The organism is Candidatus Hydrogenedentota bacterium (assembly GCA_035416745.1).
In the GTDB taxonomy this organism is placed as follows: Bacteria; Hydrogenedentota; Hydrogenedentia; order Hydrogenedentales; family SLHB01; genus UBA2224.
On the sequence record DAOLNV010000004.1, the window covers coordinates 40,101 to 66,130 of the forward strand.

Here is a 26,030-nt window from a genome sequence, read left to right on the forward strand (position 1 = left end):
AATAATTCTCCTCAAACCAGAAGGATGGCCTAGATGAGAAAGCTCGGTTTTACCTTGATCGAACTGCTCGTGGTGATTGCCATTATAGGCATTCTGGCCGCGATCCTGCTGCCGGCCCTGGCTCGCGCCCGCGAAGCCGCCCGCCGCGCCAGTTGCGCCAACAACCTTAAACAATTGGGGTTGGTATTCAAGATGTACTCCAACGAGTCCAAAGGCGAGAAGTGGCCGAGCATGGCGAAGGCGTTTCCACGCTATGACCTCGGATGCGCTCAAGTGAACTTGACCAATCGTTTCTTTAACGGTCCGTCGGTGTATCCCGAATACTTGACGGATGACAATATTTTGCTTTGCCCGTCCGACGGCGATGGTCAGACCCGTGTCGAGACCGACGGCTGGCGGAACCCGGTTGCCCTGTTCCCGGGCGGCGGCATCAACCCCTGCCATTTCTGGGAGATCTCGTACGAGTACTATGGCTGGGCCCTGATGCCCCAGCAGGTAATCGTAGGCCCTGTCAGCGACGCGACCCTGAACAAATCTTCGTACGACGTAATGGGCGGCGATTTCGAGGCGGGTTTCCTCAATGCGGTTATGGAACAGTTCGGCGTGCTTGATGCCGGCGCAGCACAGGCAGCCCTGTTTGCGTCGTCCCCCGGCTCGGTTCATGAGAACGATATGACCATGAACCCTCCCGACTCAGACACCAATGAAACGACCATTTACCGGCTCCGCGAAGGCATCGAGCGGTTCTTCATCACCGACATCAATAACCCTGCGGGAAGTTCCAAGGCCCAGACAGAGATCCCGGTGATGTGGGACTGGGCATGGGGTCCGATTGACCCTGTCAATGGTTGGAGCTACTTCAACCACATCCCCGGCGGCAGCAATGTCCTCTATATGGACGGCCACGTCGAGTTTTTACGTTACCCGGGCGAGTGGCCGGTCTGCAAAGCATATGTGGCTATGATGAACGCGCTGGCGGGTGTCGTCGGATAATTCGCGAGACCATCGCATAGCGCAATCTAAGGGCGTGGGGATCTCCCATGCCCTTTTTGTGTGTGCCCAGCCGTCTATCGCGAACCGCTGGTTCCCGGTCCGACGGAACGTCAACGAAACGTCAAGAAGCTTGACGCCCCGCCGCCAGCAGATTACAATCTTGGCAGGTCGGTGGATATTGGAGCGGGGGAATTCCACGACATGACGGGCTGGTGCCAGGGCTTGCAGAGAGAACGCTCGCAGTCTGGGAGGTGATGTAGAGCGGCAATTGCTCGCGGCTTTTCCATACCTTTCGGACAACTATTCTCTTTGTAGTGATGGTCGCGTTTAACCAACAAGGGTTACCGAGATGAAAAAACATGGTTTTACCCTGATCGAACTGCTCGTGGTGATTGCCATTATAGGCATTCTGGCCGCGATCCTGCTGCCGGCCCTGGCTCGCGCCCGCGAAGCCGCCCGCCGCGCCAGCTGCGCGAACAATCTGAAGCAGTTGGGCATTATCTACAAGATGTATGCCAATGAGAGCAAAGGCGAAAAATGGCCCCGCAACCATGGTGTACAGCCATGGCGTCCGGCCACTGCGGCTTCCCTTGGCTGCCTTAATGCGCACAATGGTTCCCAGTTCGGCCCCGACATGGTGGCGCTATATCCTGACTATCTGACCGATTCTAATGTGCTGGTTTGCCCGTCCTGGAACAACTACGATATGCCCCCCGCGATTGGCGTGGGGGTGATCGAGGATGATGGCAGCGGCACATGCCCGTGGGTTGGTTTCATCTCGCAGCCGGGCGACTGCTATCACTACCTGGGATATGCGTTCGACCGCTGCGATGAAGGAGAGCCCACGGTCCCGCATCCCTATAATCCCGCCGTCCAGGTTCCGTCTCAGGTCGCGACAACGCTGATGCTGCCCGAGAACGCGACAGCAATGGCGGTCTTCCTGAATCTGTCTACCGATCCGGCTGATAACGCCGCGCTGGATCAGGATTTGGTTGCTGCCGCCGGCGACGGAAACGGCGGGAGTCAGACAATCTACCGGTTGCGCGAAGGAATCGAGCGGTTTCTTATCACCGACATCAATAACCCTGCCGGGAGCGCTATGGCTCAGAGCCAATTGGCGGTTTCCTGGGACATGATCTCCTCAAATTGGGAGAACTACTCAACGTTTAATCACGTCCCCGGCGGCTCCAATGTGCTGTACATGGACGGCCATGTCGAATTCCTGAGGTATCCGCACGAGCGGTTCCCGGTGACCCGCAGCTGGGCCGAATTCTGGGGCAACATGCCTGCACAATGATAGCAGCGTTTTTGTTCTTCACATGTGGGGCGCATGGGTTTGCTCATGCGCCCCAGTTTCTTTGCGGCTGCGCCGCGGCCGACGCCCGCCGAAATCGAACGGGCCCGCAGGGCAGGGAACGTAATATGGGGCGTATCGAGCTACGTTCTTACTTGGCGGGCGTTTCACCGGCCCGGCGGGGCCGCCACCAGAAATGCCAAAGGAAAAACGGTGCGGCGAATCCGCCCGCGGTGTTTGCAACGAGGTCGCCAATCGCAAACGTGCGCTGGGGCACGAAGATCTGGTGGCACTCGTCGCTTAACCCGTAGAGGGCCGTGAAGACTATCGGGAACCAGAACTGCCAACGCGGTGAAAGCCGGGAACCCGAACGTTGCAACCCCACCGACACCAGCCCGGCCAGTCCCGCGTAGACGCCGAAATGGCCGAACTTGTCGATGCCGAATACTGAGGGTATCTCGACCCCGAGCGGGCGCGGCTGCGATGAAATCCAGAAAATCCCCGCACAATAGAGGGCCGTGGCGATAATGTAGCGGGTTTTCACTCGACGCGTGCTCCCTGGCGCGGCGCGCAGTGTTTGCACATTGGCTGTGCGCGCCGCTCCCGTTTCCTGAATGCCCCCTATGCCGGTTTGCGCGCTCCCACGCGGTCCGCCCAGGCGTTCCATTCATCTAACAGGGCTTTCGCGCGCTCCGGCATGGCGTCGGACAAATCGTTCAGCTCGGTACGGTCCTCGGCGAGGTTGTACAACGCCCATTCCGTGTCCTTGGCCGCCACGAACTTCCAGTCGCCTTCCAGTACCGCCCGGTTGCCCATGTGCTCCCAGTACAGCCGCTCGTGGGGTTCGCGCCGCCCGCCGCCAAGAACGGGCGCCAGCGACTTCCCTTCGCATGGCGTAATAGCCTGCCCGTTGAACGTTTCGGGGTACTTGGCGCCCGCGAGGTCCACGCAGGTGGCCATGATGTCGTTGATGTGTCCGACCTGGCGCTCGAGTTCGCCTTTGCGCGTCATGCCCGCGGGCCAGCGCACGATGAACGGCGTCGCGATGCCCCCCTCGTGCACCCAGTGCTTGAACAGGCGGAAGGGCGTGTTGCTCGCATTGGCCCAAGGACGCCGGTACGCCACGAACGAGCCCCGCTCGCCGGGTTTGGCGCCGGGCTTGTCGAGTTTCCGGTCTTCGAGGCCTTCGTGACAGCCGCCATTATCCGATAGAAACATCACCACGGTATTCTCGTGCTCGCCGATGCGCCGCAGCGCGTCGAGCACGCGCCCGATGCCCTGGTCCATGCGGTCCACCATGGCCGCGTACACCGCCATGCGCAGATCCCAGTCTTCCTTATCCTTGGCGTCTTCCCATGCGGGCACGTCGGGGTCGCGCGGCGAGAGTTTCCATTTGGCCTCGATGATCCCCATGTTCACAAGACGCTCGTAACGTTCCTGGCGAAGCTGGTCCCATCCCTTGGTGTACTTGCCCTGGTATTTGGCGATGTCCTCGGGCCACGCATGCAAGGGCCAGTGCGGAGCGGTGTAGGCGAGGTACAGCAAGAACGGCTCTTCGCGTCCCTTCTGCTCCTCGAGCCATTTCACGGCGTAGTCGGAGAACGCGTCGGTCATGTAGAAATTCTCGCCTTCGGGGAAGATGCGTTCGTCGTCGCGCGCAAACGCCCGCCGGTCGCGCTCCTCCTCCAAGATACCCCAATAGCTGCTCGCGCCGCTGATGAGCCCGTAATACCGATCGAAGCCGCGTTTCCGGGGCCAGTGTTCGGGCCGCTCGCCCACGTGCCACTTGCCGGACATGTAGGTCCGGTACCCGGCCGTTTTGAGAACCTCCGCAATGGTCACGCAGGACTGGTTCAGGTATCCCTGGTAGGGTCCCTGCCGCTGGTCGTTATCGCTTCGGGTCACCATGCCGCCCATGCCCGCCTGGTGCGGATAAAGCCCGGTCAACAACGAAGCCCGGGAGGGGCAACACCGCGCCGCGGAATAGAAATGAGTGAACCGTACGCCGTCGCGGGCGAGACCGTCCAGGTTGGGCGTAGCAATCTCAGAGCCATAGCATCCGAGGTCGCTGAACCCCATGTCGTCGGCCAGAATGATCAGGAAATTCGGGCGCTCGGGGCGCTTGGGGGCCGCCCCGGCAGCGTTCGCGCTCATCGCCGCGGCAGCCAACCCGCTCCCCATTACCCGCATGAAATCCCGTCGGTGCATGGTCATTCTCCATCAATACTGGGGAAGAACGTTCGGGACAGGCCACGCCGTCTTGCCGCACAAGACGTTAGGTCCGTCGCGATATTTCCTGGTTTCTTCATTGGTTTCACCGTTCCCCTCGGGCTCATCTTATCACAGGCGGCCCCGTGATTGGAGGGACTGACGCGGGCGAGCATCGAACGGCCAGTACGGGTCTGTCCCTCCTTGGGCTGGGACCGTTCAAACGCAGTCGGAACAGAGCACGGGGTTTGGCTGTGTAGAACCTTGGGCCGGTCCCGGTTTTTCGCTATTATGCAGAGGGAAGAGCAAGCCGCGTCATCGCAGGGGGAATGGTTATGCAAGAATGCGTTCACACCGGTCTTATCGCTCTCACAGCCGTGTGTTCTGTTGTGCTGTGCGCCTCTACGGCCTTGGCAGCCGAGGAGGCATCACCCGTGGAACTCGTGTCAGTCACGAAAATATGGGACCAGGGCCAGCACAACGCGTTCACGGACATCATCCGGTTCCACGACAAATGGTTCGTGTCGTTTCGCGAAGGCGAGGCCCATGTCTACGGAGAAGACGGCAAGATCCGCATCATTGCCTCGAACGACGGGGAGAAATGGGAGTCCGCGGCGTTGATGGCCGAGGAAGGCATTGATCTGCGCGATCCCAAGCTGTCCGTCACGCCGGATGGACGTCTCATGGTGCTCGCCGGGGGCTCCGTCTACAAAGGCAAGGAATTCATCACGCGGCGGCCGCGCGTGGCCTTTTCCGAAGACGGCGCCAACTGGGGTTCCCTTATTCCGGTCTGCGAAGACGGCGACTGGCTCTGGCGCGTCACCTGGCACAAGGGCAAGGCTTACGGTTTCTCGCGCGCGCCGATTCCCCAAGAGGGCGCGGAAGCCACCAGCGAGGAATGGAAGTTCACCCTGTACACCGCGGATGACGGCATCCACTATACGCCCGTGTGCAATCCCAGCGTGCCCGGCAAACCTAATGAAGCCACGGTCCGGTTCATGGAAGACGACACCATGATCGCCCTCGTCCGCCGGGAAGGCGGCAACACCTTCTGCTGGATCGGCACCGCCAAACCCCCGTACACCGGCTGGTCGTGGCACGAAACCGGCTACCGCATCGGAGGACCCAATTTCATCATTCTGCCCGACGGTTCGATGTGGGCTGGCGGACGCTATCACCCCGGCGGCGCCAAGACTGTGTTGGCGAAATTCGGTCCCCAGACCTACGAACCGGTACTCACGCTTCCGAGCGGGGGCGACAACTCGTATCCCGGCTTTGTGTGGCACGACGGCCTGCTATGGATGAGCTATTACTCCTCCCACGAAGGCAAAACGAGCATCTACCTGGCGAAGCTCCGGATCGTGAAGTAGCGGGCAGAACGCTCTTGGAGAACTGACGTGGTATCCGACGCCTCGTTCATGGATGCGAGACAGGGTGAGATTTGTAGATCCGCCCGTATCCCAGCGCCGACTTGAGGTCGCCGCGGCGGAGGGCATCCCTCACATCATCGAGTCTGGACGCGTCATTCACACTGAGGCAGGGTGACCAACCGGTCTCGTCTTCCACCACTTCGACCTCGACTTCAGCCACATAACCCGCCTCATGGACGAACTTCGTTTTCTTGCGCCGTTTCATAGTGAGGACCTCCTAAGAAACTCATCATCCCAGCGGTGTGGGTCGGGTCTATATGCCGTAACCAAGACCGCAGGCCCATCATGACCCTTTGGAATACCCCAAACAACGTGAACGGGCTCACCTGAATGGTCACTCTGAAGAACCAATACACAAAGGCCCTTCGGGAATTCCGGGTATTCCTCTACCATCACTGCATGTTCAATACCGTCGAGTAGCTCTCGGACGTGAGTTTGTCTTCCACCAACTCGTCGTAGCCGTGTTCCGAAACGCGAACTGCGCCACTGATGACCATGCGGCGTATCCGTTCAAGCAAACTTGGCACACTACTTCGTTCCGTGCAGGAAGTGTGCCATACGCGCTTTGGCTGGCGGCCTATTCCTCGGGTACGTAAGACTCGACTCCGCTGCCGCCGGGGAGAAGGAACAAAAGTCTGGCGCACTTCGGGCAACTCATCAGGCTTCCGGCCATTTGCGAGGAGCGCCAGATGGCCGCCAGCCATTCCTCCGATTCTTTGTCCTTCACCTTTTGCGCCTCCACTTCCGAGCGAAGAAAGGATCGGTATTCTTCATCGCGCACGACAAGATACGATTGATAAGGGCTCTTCTCGCCAGCTTGCATGGCGCGCAACGCTTCTTTGGAGAAGGCATATCCGCATTTGCAGTACACTGATTGCTCTCACTTATGCCGTTTCACGCCGGGTATCATAGCTCCCATATGGCCTTCAAAGCAGCCTTATCTCTCTGCCAAAACTTGACGTCACACACTATCTCAGCGATTATGATAAACACAAATAGAACTCCGGGCGAATACAATCGAGGTGCACCCATGAAGAATGTTGTCACTATCCTGACTGTGCTGCTTGCGCTAGCCTGTCTGGCGGCCGCCGGCGAGTTGCCGGGACCGGCCGAGGAGGGCTACATCCTGCCCAACCGCTGGCGCATCACTCCGGTGGGCAAAACCATCTGGACCAATGACCTTCTGCTGAACATCGAGATGGCGCCCGACGGCAAGGCGGCGGTCGCGGTTCACGGCGGTTACAACGCCCACGGCCTCGTAGTGATCGACACGGCCACGGGCGAGGCAGTCCAGAACATCGCCCTGCCCACGGCATGGCTGGGCCTCGCCTGGAGCCCCAACGGCGCGAACCTGTATGTGTCCGGCGGCAACAACAAGTCCTCGGAAGGCGTACGCGCGCCGGTTTACGTGTTCGGCTACGAGAATGGGCGGCTTACAGGGGAGCCCGTGGCGACGCTCGTCGAGGAAATCGAGCCGAAACGCGTCTTCTGGTCAGGTCTGGCCCACCACCCCGCCAAAGGCATCCTCTTCGCTGCGAACCGCACCAACAACTACATCGTCGTGTTCGACACCGCCACGGGCGGCATCGTCACGCGCATTCCGACCGAACAGACCCCCTATGAGCTGGCCATCACGCCGGACGGGGCTACTCTCTACGTCTCCAACTGGGGCAGCGACAGCGTCTCGGTCATTGATACGGAAACGTATGCGGTCCGGAGAACCATCGCCGTAGGCGACAATCCCAACGATCTCGCCCTGGCCAAGGACGGCCGTCTGTTCGTCTGTTGCGCGAACGACAACGCGGTGCTCGTCATCGATCCCGGGAAGGGCCGCCCGACCGAGACCATCGTTACGTCGCTGTATCCTCAGGCGCCTGAAGGCTCGACCCCCAACGCGCTGGCCATCGACAACAGCCGGAACATCCTGTACATCGCCAACGCCGACAACAACAACGTCTGCGTCGTAAGTGTGGAAGAACCCGGCGAATCCACCGTGCTCGGGTTTCTTCCCGTCGGATGGTATCCGTCCAGCGTGGGGGTCAGCGCGAACGGCGAGACCCTCTATGTCGGCAATGGCAAGGGCGTGGGGCATTCGTCGGCGAATCCACGCGGTCCCCACAGCCCTCTTCCGGATGGCGAAGGCGCTCAAGGCACCACCAAAACCCTCATGCGCGGCGCGATCAGCATCATCAACGTACCAGAACACCGCGGGAACCTGCGAGAGCTCACCCAGAAGGCCTACGCCAATTGCCCCTATAACGACGAGCTGCTGGCCACGGCGCGGCCCGAGAGCGAGCAAACCGTTATTCCCCGCGAGGTCGGCAAGGGCTCAAAGCAAATCAAGCACGTGATCTACATCATCAAAGAGAACCGGACCTACGACCAGGTCCTGGGCGACCTGCCCCAAGGCAACGGCGATCCGCGCCTCGCCATCTTCGGCCGCGAGGTCACGCCCAACCTGCACGCCATCGCCGAGACGTTCGTCTTGCTCGACAACATTTACTGCGAGGCCGAGGTCAGCGTAGACGGGCACCAGTGGTCCAATGCGGCCTATGCCACCGATTACACCGAGAAATCCTGGCCCGCGAGCTACGGCGGCAAGAGCGATTCCCCGCGTTCGGCCGCGTTCATCCCCGGCGCCGGTTACCTATGGGACCAATGCGCCCGCAAAGGGTTGACCTACCGGAGTTACGGCGAGTTCGCCCGCCGCGTCAGCGATGGCGGCCCCATGGAACCCAACGATCCGCAACTCACCGCGCTCCGCGGCCACGTCGCCCCCAACTACCTTAACTGGGGCGCACGCGACTACGAGAACGCGGCCGAATTCATCCGCGAGTTCGACGAATACGAGAAGAACTACGATAGCGCCGACCCCGAAAAGCGTCTGCCCAACTACATCGTGATGGGCCTTCCGGAAGATCACACCAAGGGTACGCGGCCGGGCGAACCGACGCCGCGCGCGGCCGTCGCGAGCAACGATTACGGCCTCGGCCTTGTCGTCGAGCGCGTCAGCCATAGCAAGTACTGGCCGGAAATCGCTTTCTTCGTGATCGAGGACGACGCGCAGGACGGCGCCGACCACGTCGACGCGCGGCGCACCACCGGATACGTTATCAGCCCCTACGTGCGGCGCGGCAGTGTCGACAGCACCTTCTATACCACCTGTTCCATGTTGCGCACCATGGAACTGATCCTCGGACTGCAACCCATGAGCCAGTACGATGCCGCGACGAACGCCATGTTCGCGTGTTTCGCCGACACGCCCGAACTGACGCCGTTCGACCACATCGAACCCAGGATCGACATCCAGGAGCGTAACACGCAGACCGCGTGGGGCGCGGAGGATTCCATGAAGATGGATTTCTCCGATTACGACCGCACGCCGATGTTTGCGCTTAACGAGATCGTGTGGAAAAGCGTGAAGGGGCCCGACTCGGAGATGCCTGTGCCCGTGCACCGGTTCAACACGGCAAGCATTCGGGAATGAGGCCGCGGCAATCGGCGGCAGAACCGGCTGACACGGACGTTGAAGGGCTCTTCCTGTACGTCGCTGTGCATTCGTGCAGTCCAGGATTTCCTTCACCCCGCGTCCTCTCACGGTTCCCTCCCGGTCGACGGGACCGGCGTCTGAGTGCTACGATGAATACGGGCCGGTTCAAATCGGAAGGGAGCCATCCATGCGCATCTCCGCCTGTCTGCCTCTTTTCACACTAGTGTTCGTGTTGCCGTCGTTCGCCGAGCCGGTCCGGTTCGCCGAGGGGCAGGAATCCGCCGTCACTATCGTTGTCGAGCCCGACGCCGGCGAGCTCGTTTCCGGCGCGGCAAACGACCTGCAATACTACGTGAAGGCCATCTGCGGGGTAGAAGTGCCGCTCACGGCCAGCGGCGCGGCCGTTGAGGGTAAGGCGGTCTATATCGGCGCATGCGCGGCGACGCCTCCCGAAGCGTATCCGCCGAAAGACGCGAATCCCGAGACGTACGCCATATTCGCGCGTGACGGGAATCTCTTTCTGACCGGTAATTACCCTCCCGCCACGAGCTTTGCCGTATCGTCATTCATCGAGGACAACCTCGGGGTCCGGTGGTATGCCCCCGGCCCTCTCTGGGAATATGTGCCGGAGGGCCGCGAGGGGGAACTGACCATCGAGGTTGAGAGCCGTGTTGTCGTACCCGATTGGTCGTGCCGCGTGTGGTCCGGCCACGACTGCGCCGCATCTTGGAGCCTCTGGAACCGGCGCAACAAGACTATTTGTGCGCCCCCCGTGCCGTTCCGCAACATGCAGAACTACCTTCACACCGTTTTTGACCCCAGGAAATACGCCGAAACGCACCCCGAATACTACCCTCTGATTGACGGAAAGCGCTGGATTCCGCCCGAAGATTACCGGAACTGGCGTCCGTGCGAGAGCAATCCCGAGGTGGTCCGGCTCACCGTCGAGGCCGCCCGGGAATTCCTCGATGCCCATCCCGAGCACAACGCGTTCTCGCTCGCCATGGACGACATCTACCGGCTGTGCGGATGCGAGAACTGCCGGGCCATGGACGCGCGTCCCGATGACTACGAAAACCAGCGCTTCTCTGACCGTCACTACAAGTTCGTCAATGCCGTTGCCCGGGAACTTGCCAAGACGCATCCAGACAAGTATATCGGCACGCTTTGTTACCACATCGCGCGCGAGCTTCCGGAAACCGTCGAACAGCTCGAACCCAACGTCTTTATCAGCATGACCCAGCGCGTGGGCGAATGGTGGCGGCCCGGTCAGCGCGAGGACGACATGGCCCTCACGCGGGCATGGCGCGAACGGTGCCAGCACATGAGCCGCTATGGCTACATCGGCTTGGGATTCCTGACCCCGCGCGTCTTTCCCCATGCGATGGCCGAGGGAATGAAGCTCGACCATAGCCTCGGGTTCGAAGCCGTCTATAACGAGTGCTACACGATCCTGCCCAACGTGGCGCCCATGATGTGGATGATGGCCAAGCTCCAGTGGGATACCGAGCAGGACCCCGACGCCCTGCTCGACGAGTTCTACAACCGCATGTTCGGGGACGCCGCCGCCACCATGAAAACCTGCTACGGCGCCCTCGAACAGTCGTACATGGAAGCGCGGCCCGAACGTCTCGAGCTCGCCCGGTGGGGACACCGCCACCTTGTTACGCATTCGCTGGCCATTTCCGAAGACGCCCTAGGGCAGGCCGAATCGCTCATTCAACAAGCTGTCGCCGAAACCAGCGACCCCTCGGCACGTTCGAGGATCGACATTGTGGGCGCGTCCCTTCAATACGCCGGCTACATCGTCCGCGCCGGCGCATGGGCCAGAGAGATGGCCGGCACGGAAGTCGGGAATGCCGTGCAAGCGCAGGCCGTGTTGGACCGGCTCGACCGTCTCATGGCACTCAGCCGTGAACGCGAGGCGTTTGGGGCCGCCGCCCTCCAACGCGACGACATACTCGGGGAAAGCCTCCGCGGCCTGAAACAGCGTGGCTATTTCGTCATTAACCAGATAGACCAGGTGGAAGCCCCCGCCAGGGTCTCGCTCGGAAAGGCAATCTCCACTCTTTACGAAGACTCTCCCGAAGCCGCGGCGGCTGCGGTGGAACGGCTCACGGCGAACGGGCCCGGTCCTTTGGCGGAACAGGCCGCCGGGTGGCTCATCGAGCTTCGCGGCGAGGCGCCGAATCTCCTCAAGAACGGCGGTTTCGAGGAATGGGCCGAGTCTCCTCGGCATTGGTCGACGTGGAGCAGAACCGAATCGGCCCGGTTTGCCAAAGGCGTTGAAAAAGGCCGTAACGGTTCGAGTGCCGCTGTCATCGCCCATGCCGATGGCGCGTGCTATATGCAGCAGGTGACGGTCCACCCCGGCGAGAAATACCTCTGTGCTGTCTGGGCTTCGTGCGGCATGCAGGATGCGGCCACGGCCGCCGCGCTAAGCGTCCGGTGGCAAACCGCGGACGGCGCCTGGCATCCCGAACGCGAGCGCGAGCCCAAGACCGAGGTGACCATCCCGAGCGGGCGGTGGGAGCGTTTGAGCCTGATCGCAACCGTGCCCGACGGGGCTGCCCGGCTGCTCCTCATGCTCGGGGCCGAAGGTCAAGCCGGAGAAGAAGCCGTGGTCTACGACGATGCGGCCGTCGTGAAGCTATCCGAGTAGCGCACGGCCGGGGGAACGCCACTTCTTCACCGCCCTTGCTCCGCCAGCCCGGGGGGATGCCCGCCCGCTTCCCGAGAACCCATCCGTCTTCTCGCTTTCCCCGCGAACAAGAACGGCCCCCGCGAAACGTGATCCGCGGGGGCCGTAAGCTAGTCTTACCGGTTATCCGGTCATGTGACACGCATTAGAACTGGATGCGGGTCTCAACATACAGATAATCGGCATCTTCGTCGCCGGTACCGCCGGAGAAGCCCAGGCCGTTAAGGAGAACGTACTGGCCTTCCGTGGCGCCGTCGTCGGTGAACAAGTGAGCCCAACCGGCCTCGAAAACCAGGTCTTCACTGTAGTGGTAGGTCGCATACAGCGCAGCCTCGATCCCGAGCGGGGTGTCGTTCTCCATCGTCCAGAAGCTGAACGGTCCAGCAATCGGAATCCGGTAGCCGAACAGGTTGATATGGGCCGGGGCATCGAACGCCTCGAGGGAGTCGAAATAGCTCACGACAAGCCGGAGCTCGAGACTCTCGGTCGGCATTGCCTCCACGCCGCCGCGCACCAGCCACGAATTCGACAGGGTGGTGTCGTCCAGGAACTGACTGTATTCCCAGTTCGAGAACAGGCGGTTGAAGCTCACGCTGGCTTCGGGACTGTCGAAGGGGCTGAGCCATTCCCAGAAGGAGATGTCGCGGTTGTCTTCGCCATCGAAGTAAGCGGCACCAAGCCAGACGCGGGGTTGCCACGCCATGTCAAAGGTGTACCCAACTTCGAGGTTTCCAGCCCATGCCTGGAAATCGGCGTCGTCATCGCCGTAGAAGAACGGGCGGAACAGGAAGCCGACCTGGTCGGCATCGCCAAACTGGTAAGCGAATTCAGCTTCGAAATCAAAGGCGCCGATGGTGCCAGCTCCGCGGAGGCCAACGGTGTGCAGATTGGTCGGATCGTAGTCGTCAAGACTGAAGACGTCTTCGATCCACTCGCCGAACCACCCAAGGTTCGTGTCGCTCAGTCTCCTGGCATCGCGCACCCACAGCCAGTAGGCATCGATCACGATGTCTTCCAGGCCCAGGTAGCTGCCGTACAAGCCATACAGCCAAACGTCTTCGTCTTCTTCAAACGGACCGCCTTCGGCCAATTCCGCCGCGAACAAATCCACCGAGAACATGTCGGTGGCGTACGTCAGGCGGGCTGCGTCAAAGGACAGACCCGTGAAGAACGAGGAGGTGTCGTTCACACCAACCAGCCATTCGCTGCCAAGGGCAATTTCCTGGCGGCCAACACGAAGCCGAAGGGGCAGTCCGAACATCTCGTTCGCCTCGATGTAGGACTGGTAGACTTCGACGTCGTCATCGGTCGGGGTGATAAAGTCACCGCCGGTGATGTAGTTGGAGCGGAAATCTTCACCCCACCAGCCGTATTCACCCCACCAGCCGTAGGAGTCGAACTCGATGAACGCGCCGACTTCATTCGAGAAGTCCGCCTTCACGTTCAAGCGGGTCCGCTGCTCGACAAAGTCCAGCGAGTTTTCTTTGTCGTCCCAACCGAACAGCCCGACAACGCCGGGGAAGTTGAAGTTTTCGCCCGTACCAATGGAGCGGCTAGACAAGTAAGCAGCCGGCCACTGCAAATCCGGACGGTTGATCCCCGTCTGCAAGTTCGTATAGTAGTTACCGCGGATACGAATTTGCCCGCCAACGATAACATTCTGCAGCTCGGCGAGGGCCGGCGTTGCCGCCAACACCACTACGGCTGCAAGCAAAATAAACATGGATTTACGCATCGTGCGTTTTCTCCCTTAGATTTATACATATCCAGACCATCGCGAAGATTACACTATGCTCTTCGCCCGGGTTCTGACGTTTCTCCCTATATCTATTACGCACATCGATGCTTGACGGCCTCGGAGCAGTCTTTCTCTAGACTTGTCCATCCCTCCTTTCGGCTCCCAAGTGAGGTCGTCAATGATGGTTTTTTCCATCATCTAAACGTATTTCGAGGAAACAGCTCGCTCGGGCGACATGGTTTGTCAACCCAATACGAGCAAAACTCCCCAGTTACCGGGTCTCAGTTTATCACACTTGTCAGGCTACGTCAACTAACCATATTGACATTTTTTACGTTTGATTTATTCGCGGAAATGTCACGTTCCTTTTCTGCTAAAAATGTGCATTATGCGCTTTAATGGAATTCCCCTTGCGACACTGAGGAGGCGTTATGCCATGGACAGCGTTCATGAACTCAAGTTCAGGTTTACGAGGAGAAAGGGAAGGTCTCTCACCGGATTCCGCTGAACATAACGCACACCCCCAGTTTGGCGGCTTCCGTATCAGGTGTCCGGCGCTGGACCCCCGGGGGAAACGTCCGTTATGCTTGGTGTCCGAGGCCTGGACTTTCAAAGGGTATCCGTTGCCGGCGAGGTGCCTTGATGCCCAGGCAACAAATCCGGTCCTGGGGGATTCGTGAAGAATACTGGTCATATTATTGCCGCTCTAGTGCTGGCAGTCATTACAGGGTGCGCGCGCACGGCGCAATATCCCAACCAGCCGCTGGTGCTGATTTGTCCGTGGTCAGCGGGGGGCGGCACGGACCGGGTGGCGCGTCAAGTGGCCGCGCAACTGGAAACCGGGCTGGGCGTGCCGGTCAACGTGGTCAATGCTACGGGCGGCGGGGGCGTAACCGGTCATACACGCGGCGCGCTGGCCCGCCCCAACGGGTACACGTTTACGCTCGTGACGGCCGAGTTGAACATGCTGCACTGGCGCGGTCTCACCAACATCTCGTGCAGGGACTACGCGCCCCTGATGCTCATCAACCGCGACGATGCGGCCCTGTTCGTGCGCAAAGACGCCCCCTGGAATTCCTTGCAGGCTTTGGAGACGGCCGTTCGCGATGCGCCGGAAACCCTGAAAGCCTCGGGGACGGCGTACGGTGGCATCTGGCACGTGGCGCTCGCGGGATGGTTGACGACCATCGGCCTGTCCCCGGGCGCGGTCACGTGGATCTCGATCAACGGTTCGGCCCCTTCCCTGCAGGAGCTCATGGCAGGCGGCATCGATGCGGTCTGCTGCAGCCTGCCGGAAGCCCAGGCCCTGCTCGACGCCGGAGAGGTCCGGTGCCTGGGCCTGATGTCCGATCAACGCCTGCCCGCGTTCCCCGGCGTGCCCACATTCCCGGAGATGGGCGTTAATTGGACCATGGGGACGTGGCGGGGACTTGCCCTGCCGAGAGGCGTGCCGGAGGCTCGGCGGGAAACCCTGCTGGCTGCGATCCGCGCCGTTGTCGAGAGCGACGAGTACCATCAGTTCATGAGACAGGCGGGCTTCAACCCGGCAGCGCTTGGTCCCGAGCCGTTCACGGAGTTTCTGGCGCAAAACGATGCCCAGATGGGGGCGATCCTCTCCAGTGAGGCATTCAAAGGCGTGGAATCGCCGCCCGTAGGCCCGATGGCGTTTCCCTGGCTGGCGGGCGTCTTGCTGCTGGCCAACTTCCTGGCGTTGGCCTTAACGGGGAAGTTCCGCAGACCCCCGGGCCAGGAGCCTGTCACAAAGGCCGGGGCCGCGCGCATCGTCCTGGTGGTTGCCGCGGTGCTGACATACATACTGCTCGCCGAACGGCTGGGTTTCGTGCTCGCCATGGCGCTCGTTGTGTTTGTGCTGCTGTGGCGTTTCCGCATGCGCTGGCCCCTCGCGGCACTGGTCTCCGCCCTTGTGGTGCTGGCCGTGTATCAAATCTTCGCCGGATACCTCGGGGTGCCGCTGCCGCGCGGATTCTGGGGAGGGTGACGTGGCCGAAGCGATGATCCAGGCATTGGAGCAGACCGTCGCGAACCCGCGCGTGTGGTTCGTGGTGCTCTGCGCCGCCGGCTACGGCGTGTTCGTCGGGGCGGTACCGGGCTTGACGGCGACCATGGCCGTGGCGCTGTTCGTCCCGATTGCTTATTGGCTCGATCCGGTCCCCGCGCTGGCGGCTATCGTGACCATGGAAGCCTGCGCCATATTTGCGGGCGATATTCCCAACACCCTCCTTCGCATCCCGGGCACGCCCGCGTCAGCCGCCTACGCGGATGACGCTTACTCGTTCATGAAGCGCGGACAGCCCGGGCGGCCGCTGGGCGTCTGCCTGGTGTTCAGCGTCGCGGGAGGCCTGTTCGGAGCGCTGGTGCTGATCTTGTCGGGCCGCCAGCTCGCCCGGGTCGCCACGATGTTCAGCGTGACCGAGTATTTCTGGCTGTACCTTCTTGGGCTGAGTTGCGCGGTGCTGGTCTCGCGGGGTTCCATCGCAAAAGCCACCTTCGCCCTGCTCCTGGGCCTGATGCTGTCCACGGTGGGGCTAAGCGCTGCCCACGCCCAGGCGCGCTTCACTTTCGGGCGGCCCGAACTGTTCCAGGGCATCACATTCATCCCCGCGATGATCGGCCTTTTCGGATTCTCCGAAATCCTGCGCAACATGCTCACCCTGGGCAATGCGGAGGACGGCGGCGCCGCTCATGCCAAACCAGCCGCGGGTTCCGGGGCGCTCATCGTTCCCGCGCTCCGCCTGTTGTGGCGCCGCAAGCTCCCGTTCGCGCGCTCGGGATGCATCGGCGCGCTCGTCGGCATGTTGCCCGGCGCAGGGGCCGATATCGCCGCATGGGTCTCGTTTGCCGCATCGAAACGCACCGGCCGGCAACCCGGCAATGATAGCGAGCGTGCACTCGCGGGCGTTGGCGATGGCAGCACGGCAAACTCGGCGGCCTTAGGGGGCACCTGGATCCCCGCGCTTGTTTTCGGCATCCCCGGCGACTCGATCACTGCCATCGTCATCGGCGTGTTGCTGATGAAGAATGTGCGGCCAGGACCCGAAATTTTCGAGAAACAGGCCGTCCTCGTGTACAGCATCTATCTTATGTTTATCCTGGCGAATCTGGTGCTCATCCCGGTGGGCCTGTTGGCGATCAAAGCGGGCAGCTGCGTGGTGCGCGTGCCCCGGCGCATTCTGCTGCCGCTCATTTTGCTGTTCTGTGTTGTCGGCGCTTATGCCGTGAACGGAAGCTACTTCGACATAGCCGTCATGCTGGCCATGGGCATCCTGGGCTTCTTGCTCGAACGCCGGGAAGTGCCCATCGGGCCCGTCGTCCTTGGGATTATCCTGGGCGGCCCTCTCGAAGAACGTTTCGTCCAGGCCCTCAGCGGTTCCGATGGCGTGGTCAGCGCCCTCTTCGGCCGCCCTTTGGCGGCGGGACTCGGCATCCTGTGCCTGGCAATCTGGGGAGCGCTCCTGGCGGTCAATCTCAGGCGGCATGAGAGCGCCGAGTAGCCCACGCCCAGGACTTTTGGCCAAGGGGTGAAGCGACGCAACGAAAAGTCGCATACGCCCCATGAGCCGTATCTCTCAGGCAAAACCGAACACCATCTTTGCCCGGCAAGGAACAATCTGCCTCCGGAAATCCCCGTCTGACATTGACTCCTGCCCCCGCGCGTCGTAGTGTGTAATGCACGCCGCGAGACTCAGAGGGTGGGCCATGTACAGTATTATTTTCGCGTTTTGTGTGTTCGGGGCAGCGGAGGCCGGACCGCTGCCGGCGCTTCCCGGGACGTCGCCGCTCGAGGAATCCGCGGACTTTGCCGCAACCATGGTCACGGGCATCGATCAGTGGCTGATGCGGGCCATCGAAGCGTCTATCGAGGGACGGCAGGCGCGGTGGCGCCGCGATTTCGCTTCGCATGCCGCTTACGCCGGGTCCATCGCGCCCAACCGCGCTCATTTCGCTGGGGTCATCGGTCTGAAAGACGCCCGCGTCGCTCCCTGTATGGAATTGCTCGCGTCGCCCGGGCAGCCGCCGCTGCTCGCCCGGGGCGAGTCCTGCGAAGTGCATGCCGTGCGCTGGTCCGTGCTCGAGGGTGTACGTGGCGAAGGGTTGTTGTTGCGGCCCGGGGGAACGCCCAGGGCGTTCATGGTGGCCCTGGGGGACTGCGCATGGACGCCGGAGATGCTGGCTGGCCTCACCGATGAGTTGCCTGCGGAGGCCCAGTACGCCAGGCGTCTGGGCGAGAGCGGGTGCATGGTCGTGATTCCCGCGCTGCTCGACCGGCAATGCACGTTTTCGGGAAGACCCGGCGTCCGCATGACCAACCTGCCCCACCGCGAGTTCGTCTATCGCGCCGCATACGAAATGGGCCGGCACGTCATCGGCTACGATGTGCAGACGATATCGGCCGTCGTGGACTGGTTCCGCACCCAGGGCGACGCGCCCATCGGCATCATTGGCGCCGGCGAGGGCGGACTGCTCGCCCTGTACGCCGCTGCTGTGGACACGCGTATCGGAGCGGCCGCGGTATCGGGTTATTTCGGCCCCCGCCAGCGCGTCTGGGAGGAACCCATCTACCGCAATGTCTGGGCGCTGCTCGACGAGTTTGGGGACGCCGAAATCGCTTCGTTGGTCGCGCCGAGGGCCCTTATTGTCGAAGCGGCGCCGTGCGTCACGGTGGATGGCCCGCCACCGCCGGCCGGCGGCCGCAACGACGCGGCGCCGGGCCGCATCCGCACGCCGGCTCTTGAAGACGTGGAGCGTGAAGCCGCCCGGGCTCGCGCGCTGCTCGCCGGACTGACCCCGCCCGCCGAGTTCGCGTTTGTAAACGCTATGGAGGGCCATGCTGGAAGCGACGAGACGTTGCGGCGGCTCATGAGCGCGCTGAACGCCGGCGCCGCGCTGGCATCATCGGGAACAACGCCCGTTCTGGCCCGCGAATTGCCGGACGCCGAGGCCCGGATGAAACGGCGGTTCGACCAGCTCGTTGAGCATACGCAGCGCGTGATGCGTGAAGCGCCGTTCGCCCGAGAGAGATTCTGGTCGAAGGCCGACAGAGCGTCCGCCGAGGCGTGGCAACAAAGCACGGCATGGTACCGCGACTACTTCTGGGAAGAGGTTATCGGCAAGCTGCCTCCCGCGACGGTTCCCACTAATCCCCGCACACGGTTAATCTTCGACGAGCCTCAGTATTATGGCTACGAGGTGAAACTCGACGTCTATCCCGACGTTTTCGCCTACGGGCTTCTGCTTCTCCCCAAGGATGTGAAGAAAGGCGAGCGCAGACCCGTGGTGGTATGCCAGCACGGCCTCGAGGGCACGCCTGCGAAGTGCGCGGACCCCAGGGTCCAGGAACCCGCTTACAACCAGTACGCATGCCGGCTGGCGGAGAGAGGGTTCGTGGTGTACGCGCCGCAAAATCCCTACATTGGGGGCGACGCCTTCCGCGTGCTCCAGCGCAAGGCTAATCCGCTGAAACTGTCGCTGTTCTCGTTCATCGTGCGCCAGCACGAACGCACTCTCGAGTGGTTGGCCTCCCAACCGTTCGCGGATCCCGCCCGCATCGGTTTCTACGGCATCTCATACGGCGGGAAGACGGCCATGCGCGTGCCGGCGCTGCTCCCGAATTACTGCCTGTCGATCTGCTCGGCGGATTACAACGAATGGATCTGGAAAAACGTCTCGGTGGCATACCCCTTCACCTACCTTTACACCGGCGAATACGAAATGCCCGAGTTCGATCTGGGCGATACATTCAACTACGCCGAAATGAGCTGGCTGATTCTCCCGCGCCCGTTCATGGTCGAGCGCGGCCACGGAGACGCCGTCTCCATCGACGAATGGGTGGCTTACGAATACGCCCGCACACGCCGCCAGTACGACGCTCTGGGCCTTGGCGACTGTACCGAAATCGAGTACTTTAATGGTCCCCACGCCATTCACGGGGTGGGCACGTTTCAGTTTCTTCACGACAAGCTCAACTGGCCGGCGCCGGGGGAGTAAATGTTGTTGGTGCGGTTTAAGCGCTCAACGTTCTGAAAAGGGGATGTGAGATGAGTTTACGGCTTGTTTGTCTAGCTTCTATTGTGCTGTCTTGGGCGTTCGCGTTCGCGGAGGAACCCGCGAATCTCGCGGCCAATCCCGGGTTCGAAACGGCGGCGGACGGCGGTTTTCCCGCTCAGTGGAGCGGGAACACCGATGTGTACAGCAGAGACACCGCCGTCACGCGTTCCGGCGAAGCGTCGTTGAAGTTCCAGAACGCGGATCCGAACCGGTACGTACTGTGCAGCCAGGCCCTCCAGCTCGAGGCCGGGTTGCGCTACGAGTTCTCGGCGTGGGTCAAGACCGAGAACATCGAAGGGAACGACAGCGGCGCGACGTTGTGCATCGAATACTGGGATAAGGACGGCAAGTATCTCGGCGGCGAATACCCCTCGGGCGTCAAAGGGACGAGCGATTGGACCCTGGTGCACGGCATTACCCAGCGCATTCCGGAGGCGGCGGCCGGCCCGTGTCCGCTCGCGTGCTATGTGCGCCAAGGCATGACCGGAACCGCCTGGTGGGACGACCTGACGGTCAGCCGGTTTATCGAAGACCCGCTCTCGGCGGTGTTGAAGGCGCCGAATTACCGCAATGAAATCACCCGGAGGGGGCCAAGAGACGTGGTGCTCTTCGTGGAACTGAACCTTCGCGACTATGCGCTGAAACTCGAGGACGTGTCGCTGCGGTGCGCCGTATATCCGGAGAACGGCGCCGAACCCGCGTTTACCGAACAGCTCGACGCCATTGACGCTGCCTCGTTCGAAATCGCCCTGCGCTCGCGGAAATTCGAGAAGGGCAACAACCGGCTTGAAATCGCCTTGCTCGAGAAAAGCAGCGGCAAGACCTTCGCCACGGAGACCATCAACGTCAGGCGTGCCGGCGAACGGGTCACAAGAAAAGTGGATATTGACAATCACAACCGGCTCATTGTCGAAGGGAAACCTTTCTTCCCGCTGGGCATGTATTGGTCGGGCATTGACCAGGAACAGCTCGACCTCTACGCCGACAGTGCCTTCAACTGCCTCATGCCCTACGGCATGCCGTCGAAGGAAGAGATGGACATGGCGGAAGCTAAGGGTCTCAAGGTGCTCTATTCGGTCAAGGACATCTATCACGGCACGGGGTATTGTCCCGATATCATCAAGAGCCGTGACGACGAAGAGCCGTTCATCCGCGAAAGAGTCGAGGCGTTCAAGGAGCATCCCGCCCTGCTTGCGTGGTACATCAACGACGAACTGCCGCTGAGCATGCTCGACCGCCTCTCGGAGCGCCGCGGCCTGATGGAGCGCCTCGATCCGGATCATCCGACATGGGTGGTGTTGTATCAGGTGGACGATGTGCGGCAATACCTGCCCACATTCCACGCCATCGGTACCGACCCCTACCCCATCCCTAAACGGCCCGTGGCGCTCGCGGGCGAGTTCACGCGCAAAACCGTGGACGCCGTGTGCGGCGCCCGGCCCGTGTGGATGGTGCCGCAGGTGTTCAATTGGGCAAATTACCACGATACCCCCGAGGAGAAAGCGGAGCACCGCGCACCGACACTCGAAGAGATGCGGTCCATGGCATGGCAGTGCATCGCCGAAGGCGCGAATGGACTCGTCTTCTACAGTTGGTTCGACCTGCGAAGAGATCCGGCCACGCCATTTGAAGAACAGTGGGCGAAGGTCAAGCAGGTGGCGGCGGGGATCGCCGCCATGACGCCCGCGCTTCTCTCGACTGAAGAACCCCCCGTCATTGAGGTTGACGAAGAGGATTGGCTCAACTGGACCGTCAAGCAATACGAGGGCTCCGTGTATCTTATCGCGGTCAACAACGAGCCCGAGAAGCACGTTGCAACGTTCCGCCTGCCGAAAAAGACGAAGAAAGCCATCGAGCTTGCGACAGGCGAGAAATGGCCCATGCCCGACCGCCGGCAACTCGAGCTGCAGTTCGAACCGCTCGAGGTGCATATCGTCGCGTTGTACGGCATGGGGCGCGCGTGGAGCGTCGGCGTGTCCCTGAACCTCACCGTTGGATTGTAAGAATCAGACCGCGGGAACTGTTCGCCGTGGCGTGGTTTCCCGACCACGCCGCTCATACGACCGAAGGTCTCCTGCTGCCATGCCGCCCGGGAAAGACCCGTCTTGCCCGTGGCATCGCTCGCTTGGGCCAGTCTCGAACGCGCTGTGGCCTGGCTGCCGTTTCCCTGCTACAATCGCTTCCGATGACGGACATTGCATTACCGGACGAAAGGGCATGTCATGAGACCCACCAGCCGCCGTGATTTCCTCAAATATTCGACACGGACCATCGCCGCGCTGTCATCGGCCGCGACTTTTTCCCATACGGCGCGCGGGGAGCATGCCAAACGCGACACGGCCAATGACAAGATTGTGTTTGGCGTTATCGGACTAGGCGGCCGCGGCCGTGATTTATCCGCGGGCTTTGCCCGCCTTGACGATGCCGAAGTGGCGTATCTGTGCGATGTGGACCTCGGCCGCGTGGGCGATTTCCCCGATACGATTGCCCGTGAACAAGGGGGGCGGACGCCAAAGGTCGTGCAGGACATGCGGCGCATCTACGACGACCCGGACGTCGACGCGGTGGTGATCGCCACGTGCGACCATTGGCATGCCCTCGCGGCGGTCTGGGCCTGCCAGGCGGGCAAGGACGTGTACGTCGAGAAACCGCCGTCACACAATATCTGGGAAGGACGCAAGATGGTCGAGGCGGCGCGGAAATACAATCGCGTGGTGCAGGCAGGCACCCAGAATCGCAGCGCGCCGTACATTCATGAGGCGGCGGAATATATTCGCAGCGGCAGACTGGGCGAGGCGCCCCTGGTAAAGGTGTACAACCTGAAACCCGGCGGGCAATTCCGCGTGCCGGAGGACAGTCCTCAACCCGAAGGGCTCGACTACGACATGTACCTCGGACCGGCGCCCAGCCGCCCGTTCAACGAAGCCCATTTTCATAGCGGGTGGAAGAAATTCTGGGCCTATTCGGGCGGGGACCTGGCTGACGACGGGATTCATCAACTGGATATTGCGCGGCTGTTGGTGGGCGATCCTGCGTACCCCAAGGCAGTCAATTGCAGCGGCGGGAAACTGGCTTTTAACGACGAGCGCGAGGTGCCCGACACGCAGGTGCTCTCGTTCGAGTACGAAAATGCCGTCGTCACGTTCGAATTGACCCAATATACGCCTTACATGCAAAAGACGCCGGATAGGATTCGCATGTCCGACGAGTTTCCCGCATGGCGGTTGAACGCCACCCGGATCGAGGTCTATGGCAGCCGCGGCCTCATGTATGTCGGGCGGCACGGCGGCGGGTGGCAGGTTGTTACGTCGGATGAACGCGTCAAAGAGCAAGCCCCCGGCCGCATGGAGAACGAGCGCCATCGCCGGAACTTCCTCGAATGCGTGCGCAGCCGCGAGAAGCCCAACGCCGATATCGAGATCGGGCACCTCAGCGCGGTGATGGTCCATTTGGGCAATATCGGCGTGCGGCTAGGCGGGCGCCGGCTCGTCATCGACCCGCAATCGGAGCGCATCGTGGGCGATGCCGAGGCGGACGCGCTGGTCAAGCGCGTGTACCGCGACCCCTACGTGGTGCCGGAGACGGTATAGGCGCGCCGGTCAGGCATTCCCGGGCGCCAGCGGCTGGGACTCGGGGAGACCCGCGGCGGCCAGACGAAAGGCCAGGCGTAGAAGACGGTTGCTCCCGCCCAGAAAGTCCGCAAGGCAGATGGTTGCGCGAACGCTTCGGCGGGATATCTTGACTTCGGCCCCCGACGTGAAATCACGCTGGCGGTTGATTTTCCGCAGGGTGAGCACGGCCATGCCAATCGCCCACAAGCAGAAATTGCGGATCCCGCGCTCGGACTTGGGAATCAGCAGCGTGTAATCGAGGGCGTTCTCGAGGTGGCGGCGCGCCACCGCGATGAGCTGGCCCAGCGCCGCATGGAATGCGGGGTCGCCCGCGGCGCTCTCGAGATTGCGCAGATCGAAGCCGGCGCGCGCGAACGTCACTTGCGGCAGCCAGCACACGCGGCGCTTCTTGTCGTCCCAGATGTCTTTAAGGATGTTGGTCATCTGGAGCCCCTGGCCGAACGAGATGGCGCGGCGCTCGAGCTCGTCTTTGCACGACGCAATGTCCCGCGAATGGGCGCAAAACAACTCGGTCAACATCTCCCCGACCACTCCCGCGACGTGGTAACAGTACGCGTCGAGGTGTTCTTGATCACGCAGTCCGTCGGTAAACCGGCCCTCCTGAAAATCCTCCATGCCCGCGGACATGATGCGGATGCACCTCTGCAGCGCAGCCTGGTCGGCGTCTGAGAAACTGTGGGTGATGCGCAACACGCGTTCGGTGTTGCGCACAAGATCGCGTTCCGCTTCGAGAGTGCTGCCCTGAAGCTTCGAGGCGAGTTCGCGGCCGAACTCACTGCTAGAAGCTTTTAGCTCGACCGCCCCCACGAACCAGTCGTAATACCGCCGTTTCTCCTCGAGGGTAAGCGTGTCTGAGTCCTCGATGGTATCGGCAATGCGGCACAACAGATACGCGTTGCCGACCACCGCGCGAAGACCGGAAGGCAATTGGGGAATGGTCAGCGCAAACGTCCGCGATACCCCCTGCAAGATAGCGTTCTCATACGCGAGATCCTCCACAAGGGCATCAGGGTGCGGCGTGTCTGTATTCACGGTGTCCACGGGCTGTTGCGCTTTCTGGAATACGTAATGCGGCTTGTCTGCCGCATAGAATAGTCGCGCCTTCAGAGGGCTGTCAATTCGTGGAACCGGAAACCTCTGAACCTGCGCGGCGAAACACAGCGCCTGGCCTTGTACCAGGCGGTGGCTTGGCCTCATCAGCACCGTCCGTACTTGTTGACGAGGTCGCGCATGCGGTGGATCCGGGATTCGTCGGCGCCGGGAGGGACCTGGTCCCCGGCGTTGGCGATGAGGCGCGGGCCGGATTCGCGCAGTTCGAGCCATTGCAGGACAGCCCGGTCAAAGGCGGCCACGTCAACACTGGGCAGCCACAGGTTAGGAGGCACACCGCCCGAGAGGATCATGTCCGGGCCCGCTTCCTCGCGGCAACCTTCCGGGCTGAGGTCGCCGGGGGCCCATGGCGTGACCGCGTCGGCGCAGTCGGCGCCGATGGCGCGAAACATGCCCAGGGCGCCGCGGAGGCGGCCGTCGATGTGGACCGCGGCGTATTTCCCGGCCCGGTGCAAACGCGCGATGGCTTCGGCATAGTAAGGCCTCGACCACTCCTCGAAGAAGTAGGGCGGCTGGATATCGCTCGAGAAATTGTCTCCCATGATGATGATTTCCGCGGGAGACCGCGCGAGCATATCGACGCACTCGAGGAGGTTGGCGTTCACGGCGTCGGCGAACGCGCGCACGGGGCCGTGCATTTCGATGGTGGCGTAGATGGCGCCCTGCACGCCCATCCAGTAGTTGAGAAGGTGGCCCATGGCGCTGTAGCCCGTGGGGACATAGACCACGCCGGTGTCTCCCACCGCCCGGACCCATTCATCGTAGCGGTCCCAGTGCGGCACATACGTGCGTTGCGAGAGAGCATAGCCCAGAACATCGAGGTCGCGCTCGGACCGGACACCCCAATCCACGATGCCCCAGGCGTAGTTTTGCGGTTCCCAGCGCCGCCTGCGCGAGATGGCTCCCAGGGGCGTCTCGATCGTCCACGTGATATGACTTCCGTCCTCGGACTTGGCAACGGCGGCCGTTACATCCTCCGGATAACAGACGTCGTAGAACGATGGCAGTTGGGGAATGTAGAAGCCCGCACCGGTTTCCCTGTGATACGCGATGAGGTCGGTTTCCGGCTCGCTGTGAACGGCGCTCAGGTCCCACGGTTTCCGGTGCTTGTGATAGAACCAGTGGGAGAGATCGAGCATGTAGGGAACAAGGTCCGGGGTTTCCCCCCGGTAAACCGACACGATACGCTCGCGAAGAGTCATGGATATCTTCCTCTCGGTGTTGGCGGTGACAGGATACCCGAGCCAGGCCTCACTATCCAGGCAGGCGAGTTGATTGCCGCAAGTGTTTCCTGATAGCGTCTGGCCCGATTTCCGAACGCATTCCCCGTTGTCCACGCGTAATTTGAGGCCGGGGCAGCCACGCGCG

Annotated in this window: 17 protein-coding genes and 1 pseudogene; 10 read left to right on the plus strand and 8 right to left on the minus strand. The window is 61.8% G+C overall.

Annotation, left to right across the window (positions count from 1 at the left end; genetic code table 11):
• The first annotated feature begins 33 nt into the window (after nucleotides 1-33).
• Both PLJ71_02815 and PLJ71_02820 read left to right on the plus strand, forming a co-directional pair.
• Complete coding sequence (locus tag PLJ71_02815; protein HQM47588.1) at nucleotides 34-993, plus strand: DUF1559 domain-containing protein; 960 nt, start codon at nucleotides 34-36, stop codon at nucleotides 991-993.
• Between the two features lie 349 nt (nucleotides 994-1,342).
• Nucleotides 1,343-2,290: a DUF1559 domain-containing protein gene (locus tag PLJ71_02820; protein HQM47589.1), complete on the plus strand. Its 948-nt coding sequence runs from the start codon at nucleotides 1,343-1,345 to the stop codon at nucleotides 2,288-2,290.
• A gap of 148 nt (nucleotides 2,291-2,438) precedes the next feature.
• Here the strand turns inward: PLJ71_02820 and PLJ71_02825 are convergent, their stop codons facing one another.
• Nucleotides 2,439-2,831: a VanZ family protein gene (locus tag PLJ71_02825; GenBank protein HQM47590.1), complete on the minus strand. Its 393-nt coding sequence runs from the start codon at nucleotides 2,829-2,831 to the stop codon at nucleotides 2,439-2,441.
• Nucleotides 2,832-2,908: 77 nt separating this feature from the next.
• Nucleotides 2,909-4,495: an arylsulfatase gene (locus tag PLJ71_02830; GenBank protein ID HQM47591.1), complete on the minus strand. Its 1,587-nt coding sequence runs from the start codon at nucleotides 4,493-4,495 to the stop codon at nucleotides 2,909-2,911.
• A gap of 434 nt (nucleotides 4,496-4,929) precedes the next feature.
• Here PLJ71_02830 and PLJ71_02835 point away from each other — a divergent pair, with 434 nt between their 5' ends.
• On the plus strand, nucleotides 4,930-5,865 hold the full coding sequence (locus PLJ71_02835) for an exo-alpha-sialidase (GenBank protein HQM47592.1): 936 nt from the start codon (nucleotides 4,930-4,932) through the stop codon (nucleotides 5,863-5,865).
• A gap of 46 nt (nucleotides 5,866-5,911) precedes the next feature.
• Here PLJ71_02835 and PLJ71_02840 read toward each other — a convergent pair whose 3' ends face one another.
• The 3 genes and pseudogenes from PLJ71_02840 to PLJ71_02850 form a co-directional block, all read right to left on the minus strand.
• Nucleotides 5,912-6,130, minus strand: coding sequence for a hypothetical protein (locus PLJ71_02840; GenBank protein ID HQM47593.1), 219 nt, complete (start codon nucleotides 6,128-6,130; stop codon nucleotides 5,912-5,914).
• Nucleotides 6,127-6,422: pseudogene (locus tag PLJ71_02845) on the minus strand (DUF4258 domain-containing protein). The gene PLJ71_02840 and the pseudogene PLJ71_02845 overlap by 4 nt, the downstream one beginning before the upstream one ends.
• An 80-nt stretch (nucleotides 6,423-6,502) precedes the next feature.
• Entirely contained in the window at nucleotides 6,503-6,748 is a 246-nt protein-coding gene (locus PLJ71_02850; protein ID HQM47594.1) for a hypothetical protein, read from the minus strand.
• A gap of 207 nt (nucleotides 6,749-6,955) precedes the next feature.
• On the opposite strand from PLJ71_02850, the gene PLJ71_02855 reads away from it, so the two are divergent.
• Together PLJ71_02855 and PLJ71_02860 are read left to right on the plus strand one after the other, a co-directional pair.
• Complete coding sequence (locus PLJ71_02855; protein HQM47595.1) at nucleotides 6,956-9,412, plus strand: bifunctional YncE family protein/alkaline phosphatase family protein; 2,457 nt, start codon at nucleotides 6,956-6,958, stop codon at nucleotides 9,410-9,412.
• A gap of 190 nt (nucleotides 9,413-9,602) precedes the next feature.
• Nucleotides 9,603-12,077 (plus strand): DUF4838 domain-containing protein, encoded by a 2,475-nt coding sequence (locus PLJ71_02860; GenBank protein HQM47596.1) that lies wholly within the window; start codon nucleotides 9,603-9,605, stop codon nucleotides 12,075-12,077.
• Between the two features lie 184 nt (nucleotides 12,078-12,261).
• Here the strand turns inward: PLJ71_02860 and PLJ71_02865 are convergent, their stop codons facing one another.
• Nucleotides 12,262-13,851, minus strand: a complete 1,590-nt coding sequence (locus PLJ71_02865) for an alginate export family protein (protein ID HQM47597.1) — start codon at nucleotides 13,849-13,851, stop codon at nucleotides 12,262-12,264.
• Nucleotides 13,852-14,530: 679 nt separating this feature from the next.
• Here PLJ71_02865 and PLJ71_02870 point away from each other — a divergent pair.
• The 5 genes from PLJ71_02870 (at nucleotide 14,531) to PLJ71_02890 (ending at nucleotide 23,510) form a co-directional block, all read left to right on the plus strand.
• A complete protein-coding gene (locus PLJ71_02870; GenBank protein HQM47598.1) occupies nucleotides 14,531-15,853 on the plus strand; it encodes a tripartite tricarboxylate transporter substrate-binding protein in 1,323 nt (440 codons plus the stop codon).
• 1 nt (nucleotide 15,854) lies between these two features.
• Nucleotides 15,855-17,366 carry a tripartite tricarboxylate transporter permease gene (locus tag PLJ71_02875; GenBank protein ID HQM47599.1) on the plus strand — a complete coding sequence of 504 codons (1,512 nt, stop codon included), beginning with the start codon at nucleotides 15,855-15,857 and terminating at the stop codon, nucleotides 17,364-17,366.
• 205 nt (nucleotides 17,367-17,571) lie between these two features.
• Entirely contained in the window at nucleotides 17,572-19,860 is a 2,289-nt protein-coding gene (locus PLJ71_02880) for a hypothetical protein (GenBank protein ID HQM47600.1), read from the plus strand.
• Nucleotides 19,861-19,910: 50 nt separating this feature from the next.
• Nucleotides 19,911-21,923, plus strand: a complete 2,013-nt coding sequence (locus tag PLJ71_02885; GenBank protein ID HQM47601.1) for a hypothetical protein — start codon at nucleotides 19,911-19,913, stop codon at nucleotides 21,921-21,923.
• 219 nt (nucleotides 21,924-22,142) lie between these two features.
• Nucleotides 22,143-23,510 carry a Gfo/Idh/MocA family oxidoreductase gene (locus PLJ71_02890; protein ID HQM47602.1) on the plus strand — a complete coding sequence of 456 codons (1,368 nt, stop codon included), beginning with the start codon at nucleotides 22,143-22,145 and terminating at the stop codon, nucleotides 23,508-23,510.
• Nucleotides 23,511-23,519: 9 nt separating this feature from the next.
• On the opposite strand, the gene PLJ71_02895 is transcribed toward PLJ71_02890, so the two are convergent.
• Both PLJ71_02895 and PLJ71_02900 read right to left on the minus strand, forming a co-directional pair.
• Nucleotides 23,520-24,749: a phytoene/squalene synthase family protein gene (locus PLJ71_02895; GenBank protein HQM47603.1), complete on the minus strand. Its 1,230-nt coding sequence runs from the start codon at nucleotides 24,747-24,749 to the stop codon at nucleotides 23,520-23,522.
• Entirely contained in the window at nucleotides 24,749-25,864 is a 1,116-nt protein-coding gene (locus PLJ71_02900; GenBank protein HQM47604.1) for a uroporphyrinogen decarboxylase family protein, read from the minus strand. The genes PLJ71_02895 and PLJ71_02900 overlap by 1 nt, the downstream gene beginning before the upstream one ends.
• Nucleotides 25,865-26,030: the final 166 nt, after the last annotated feature.

Excerpts from the sequence above, each read along its gene's own strand:
- PLJ71_02860 (HQM47596.1), top strand. The coding sequence starts at position 9,603 with ATGCGCATCTCCGCCTGTCTGCCTCTTTTCACACTAGTGTTCGTGTTG.
- PLJ71_02850 (HQM47594.1), bottom strand. The coding sequence starts at position 6,748 with ATGCAAGCTGGCGAGAAGAGCCCTTATCAATCGTATCTTGTCGTGCGC.
- PLJ71_02830 (HQM47591.1), bottom strand. The coding sequence starts at position 4,495 with ATGCACCGACGGGATTTCATGCGGGTAATGGGGAGCGGGTTGGCTGCC.
- PLJ71_02900 (HQM47604.1), bottom strand. The coding sequence starts at position 25,864 with ATGACTCTTCGCGAGCGTATCGTGTCGGTTTACCGGGGGGAAACCCCG.
- PLJ71_02890 (HQM47602.1), top strand. The coding sequence starts at position 22,143 with ATGAGACCCACCAGCCGCCGTGATTTCCTCAAATATTCGACACGGACC.
- PLJ71_02865 (HQM47597.1), bottom strand. The coding sequence starts at position 13,851 with ATGCGTAAATCCATGTTTATTTTGCTTGCAGCCGTAGTGGTGTTGGCG.
- PLJ71_02895 (HQM47603.1), bottom strand. The coding sequence starts at position 24,749 with ATGAGGCCAAGCCACCGCCTGGTACAAGGCCAGGCGCTGTGTTTCGCC.
- PLJ71_02880 (HQM47600.1), top strand. The coding sequence starts at position 17,572 with ATGTACAGTATTATTTTCGCGTTTTGTGTGTTCGGGGCAGCGGAGGCC.
- PLJ71_02885 (HQM47601.1), top strand. The coding sequence starts at position 19,911 with ATGAGTTTACGGCTTGTTTGTCTAGCTTCTATTGTGCTGTCTTGGGCG.
- PLJ71_02840 (HQM47593.1), bottom strand. The coding sequence starts at position 6,130 with ATGAAACGGCGCAAGAAAACGAAGTTCGTCCATGAGGCGGGTTATGTG.
- PLJ71_02820 (HQM47589.1), top strand. The coding sequence starts at position 1,343 with ATGAAAAAACATGGTTTTACCCTGATCGAACTGCTCGTGGTGATTGCC.
- PLJ71_02815 (HQM47588.1), top strand. The coding sequence starts at position 34 with ATGAGAAAGCTCGGTTTTACCTTGATCGAACTGCTCGTGGTGATTGCC.
- PLJ71_02855 (HQM47595.1), top strand. The coding sequence starts at position 6,956 with ATGAAGAATGTTGTCACTATCCTGACTGTGCTGCTTGCGCTAGCCTGT.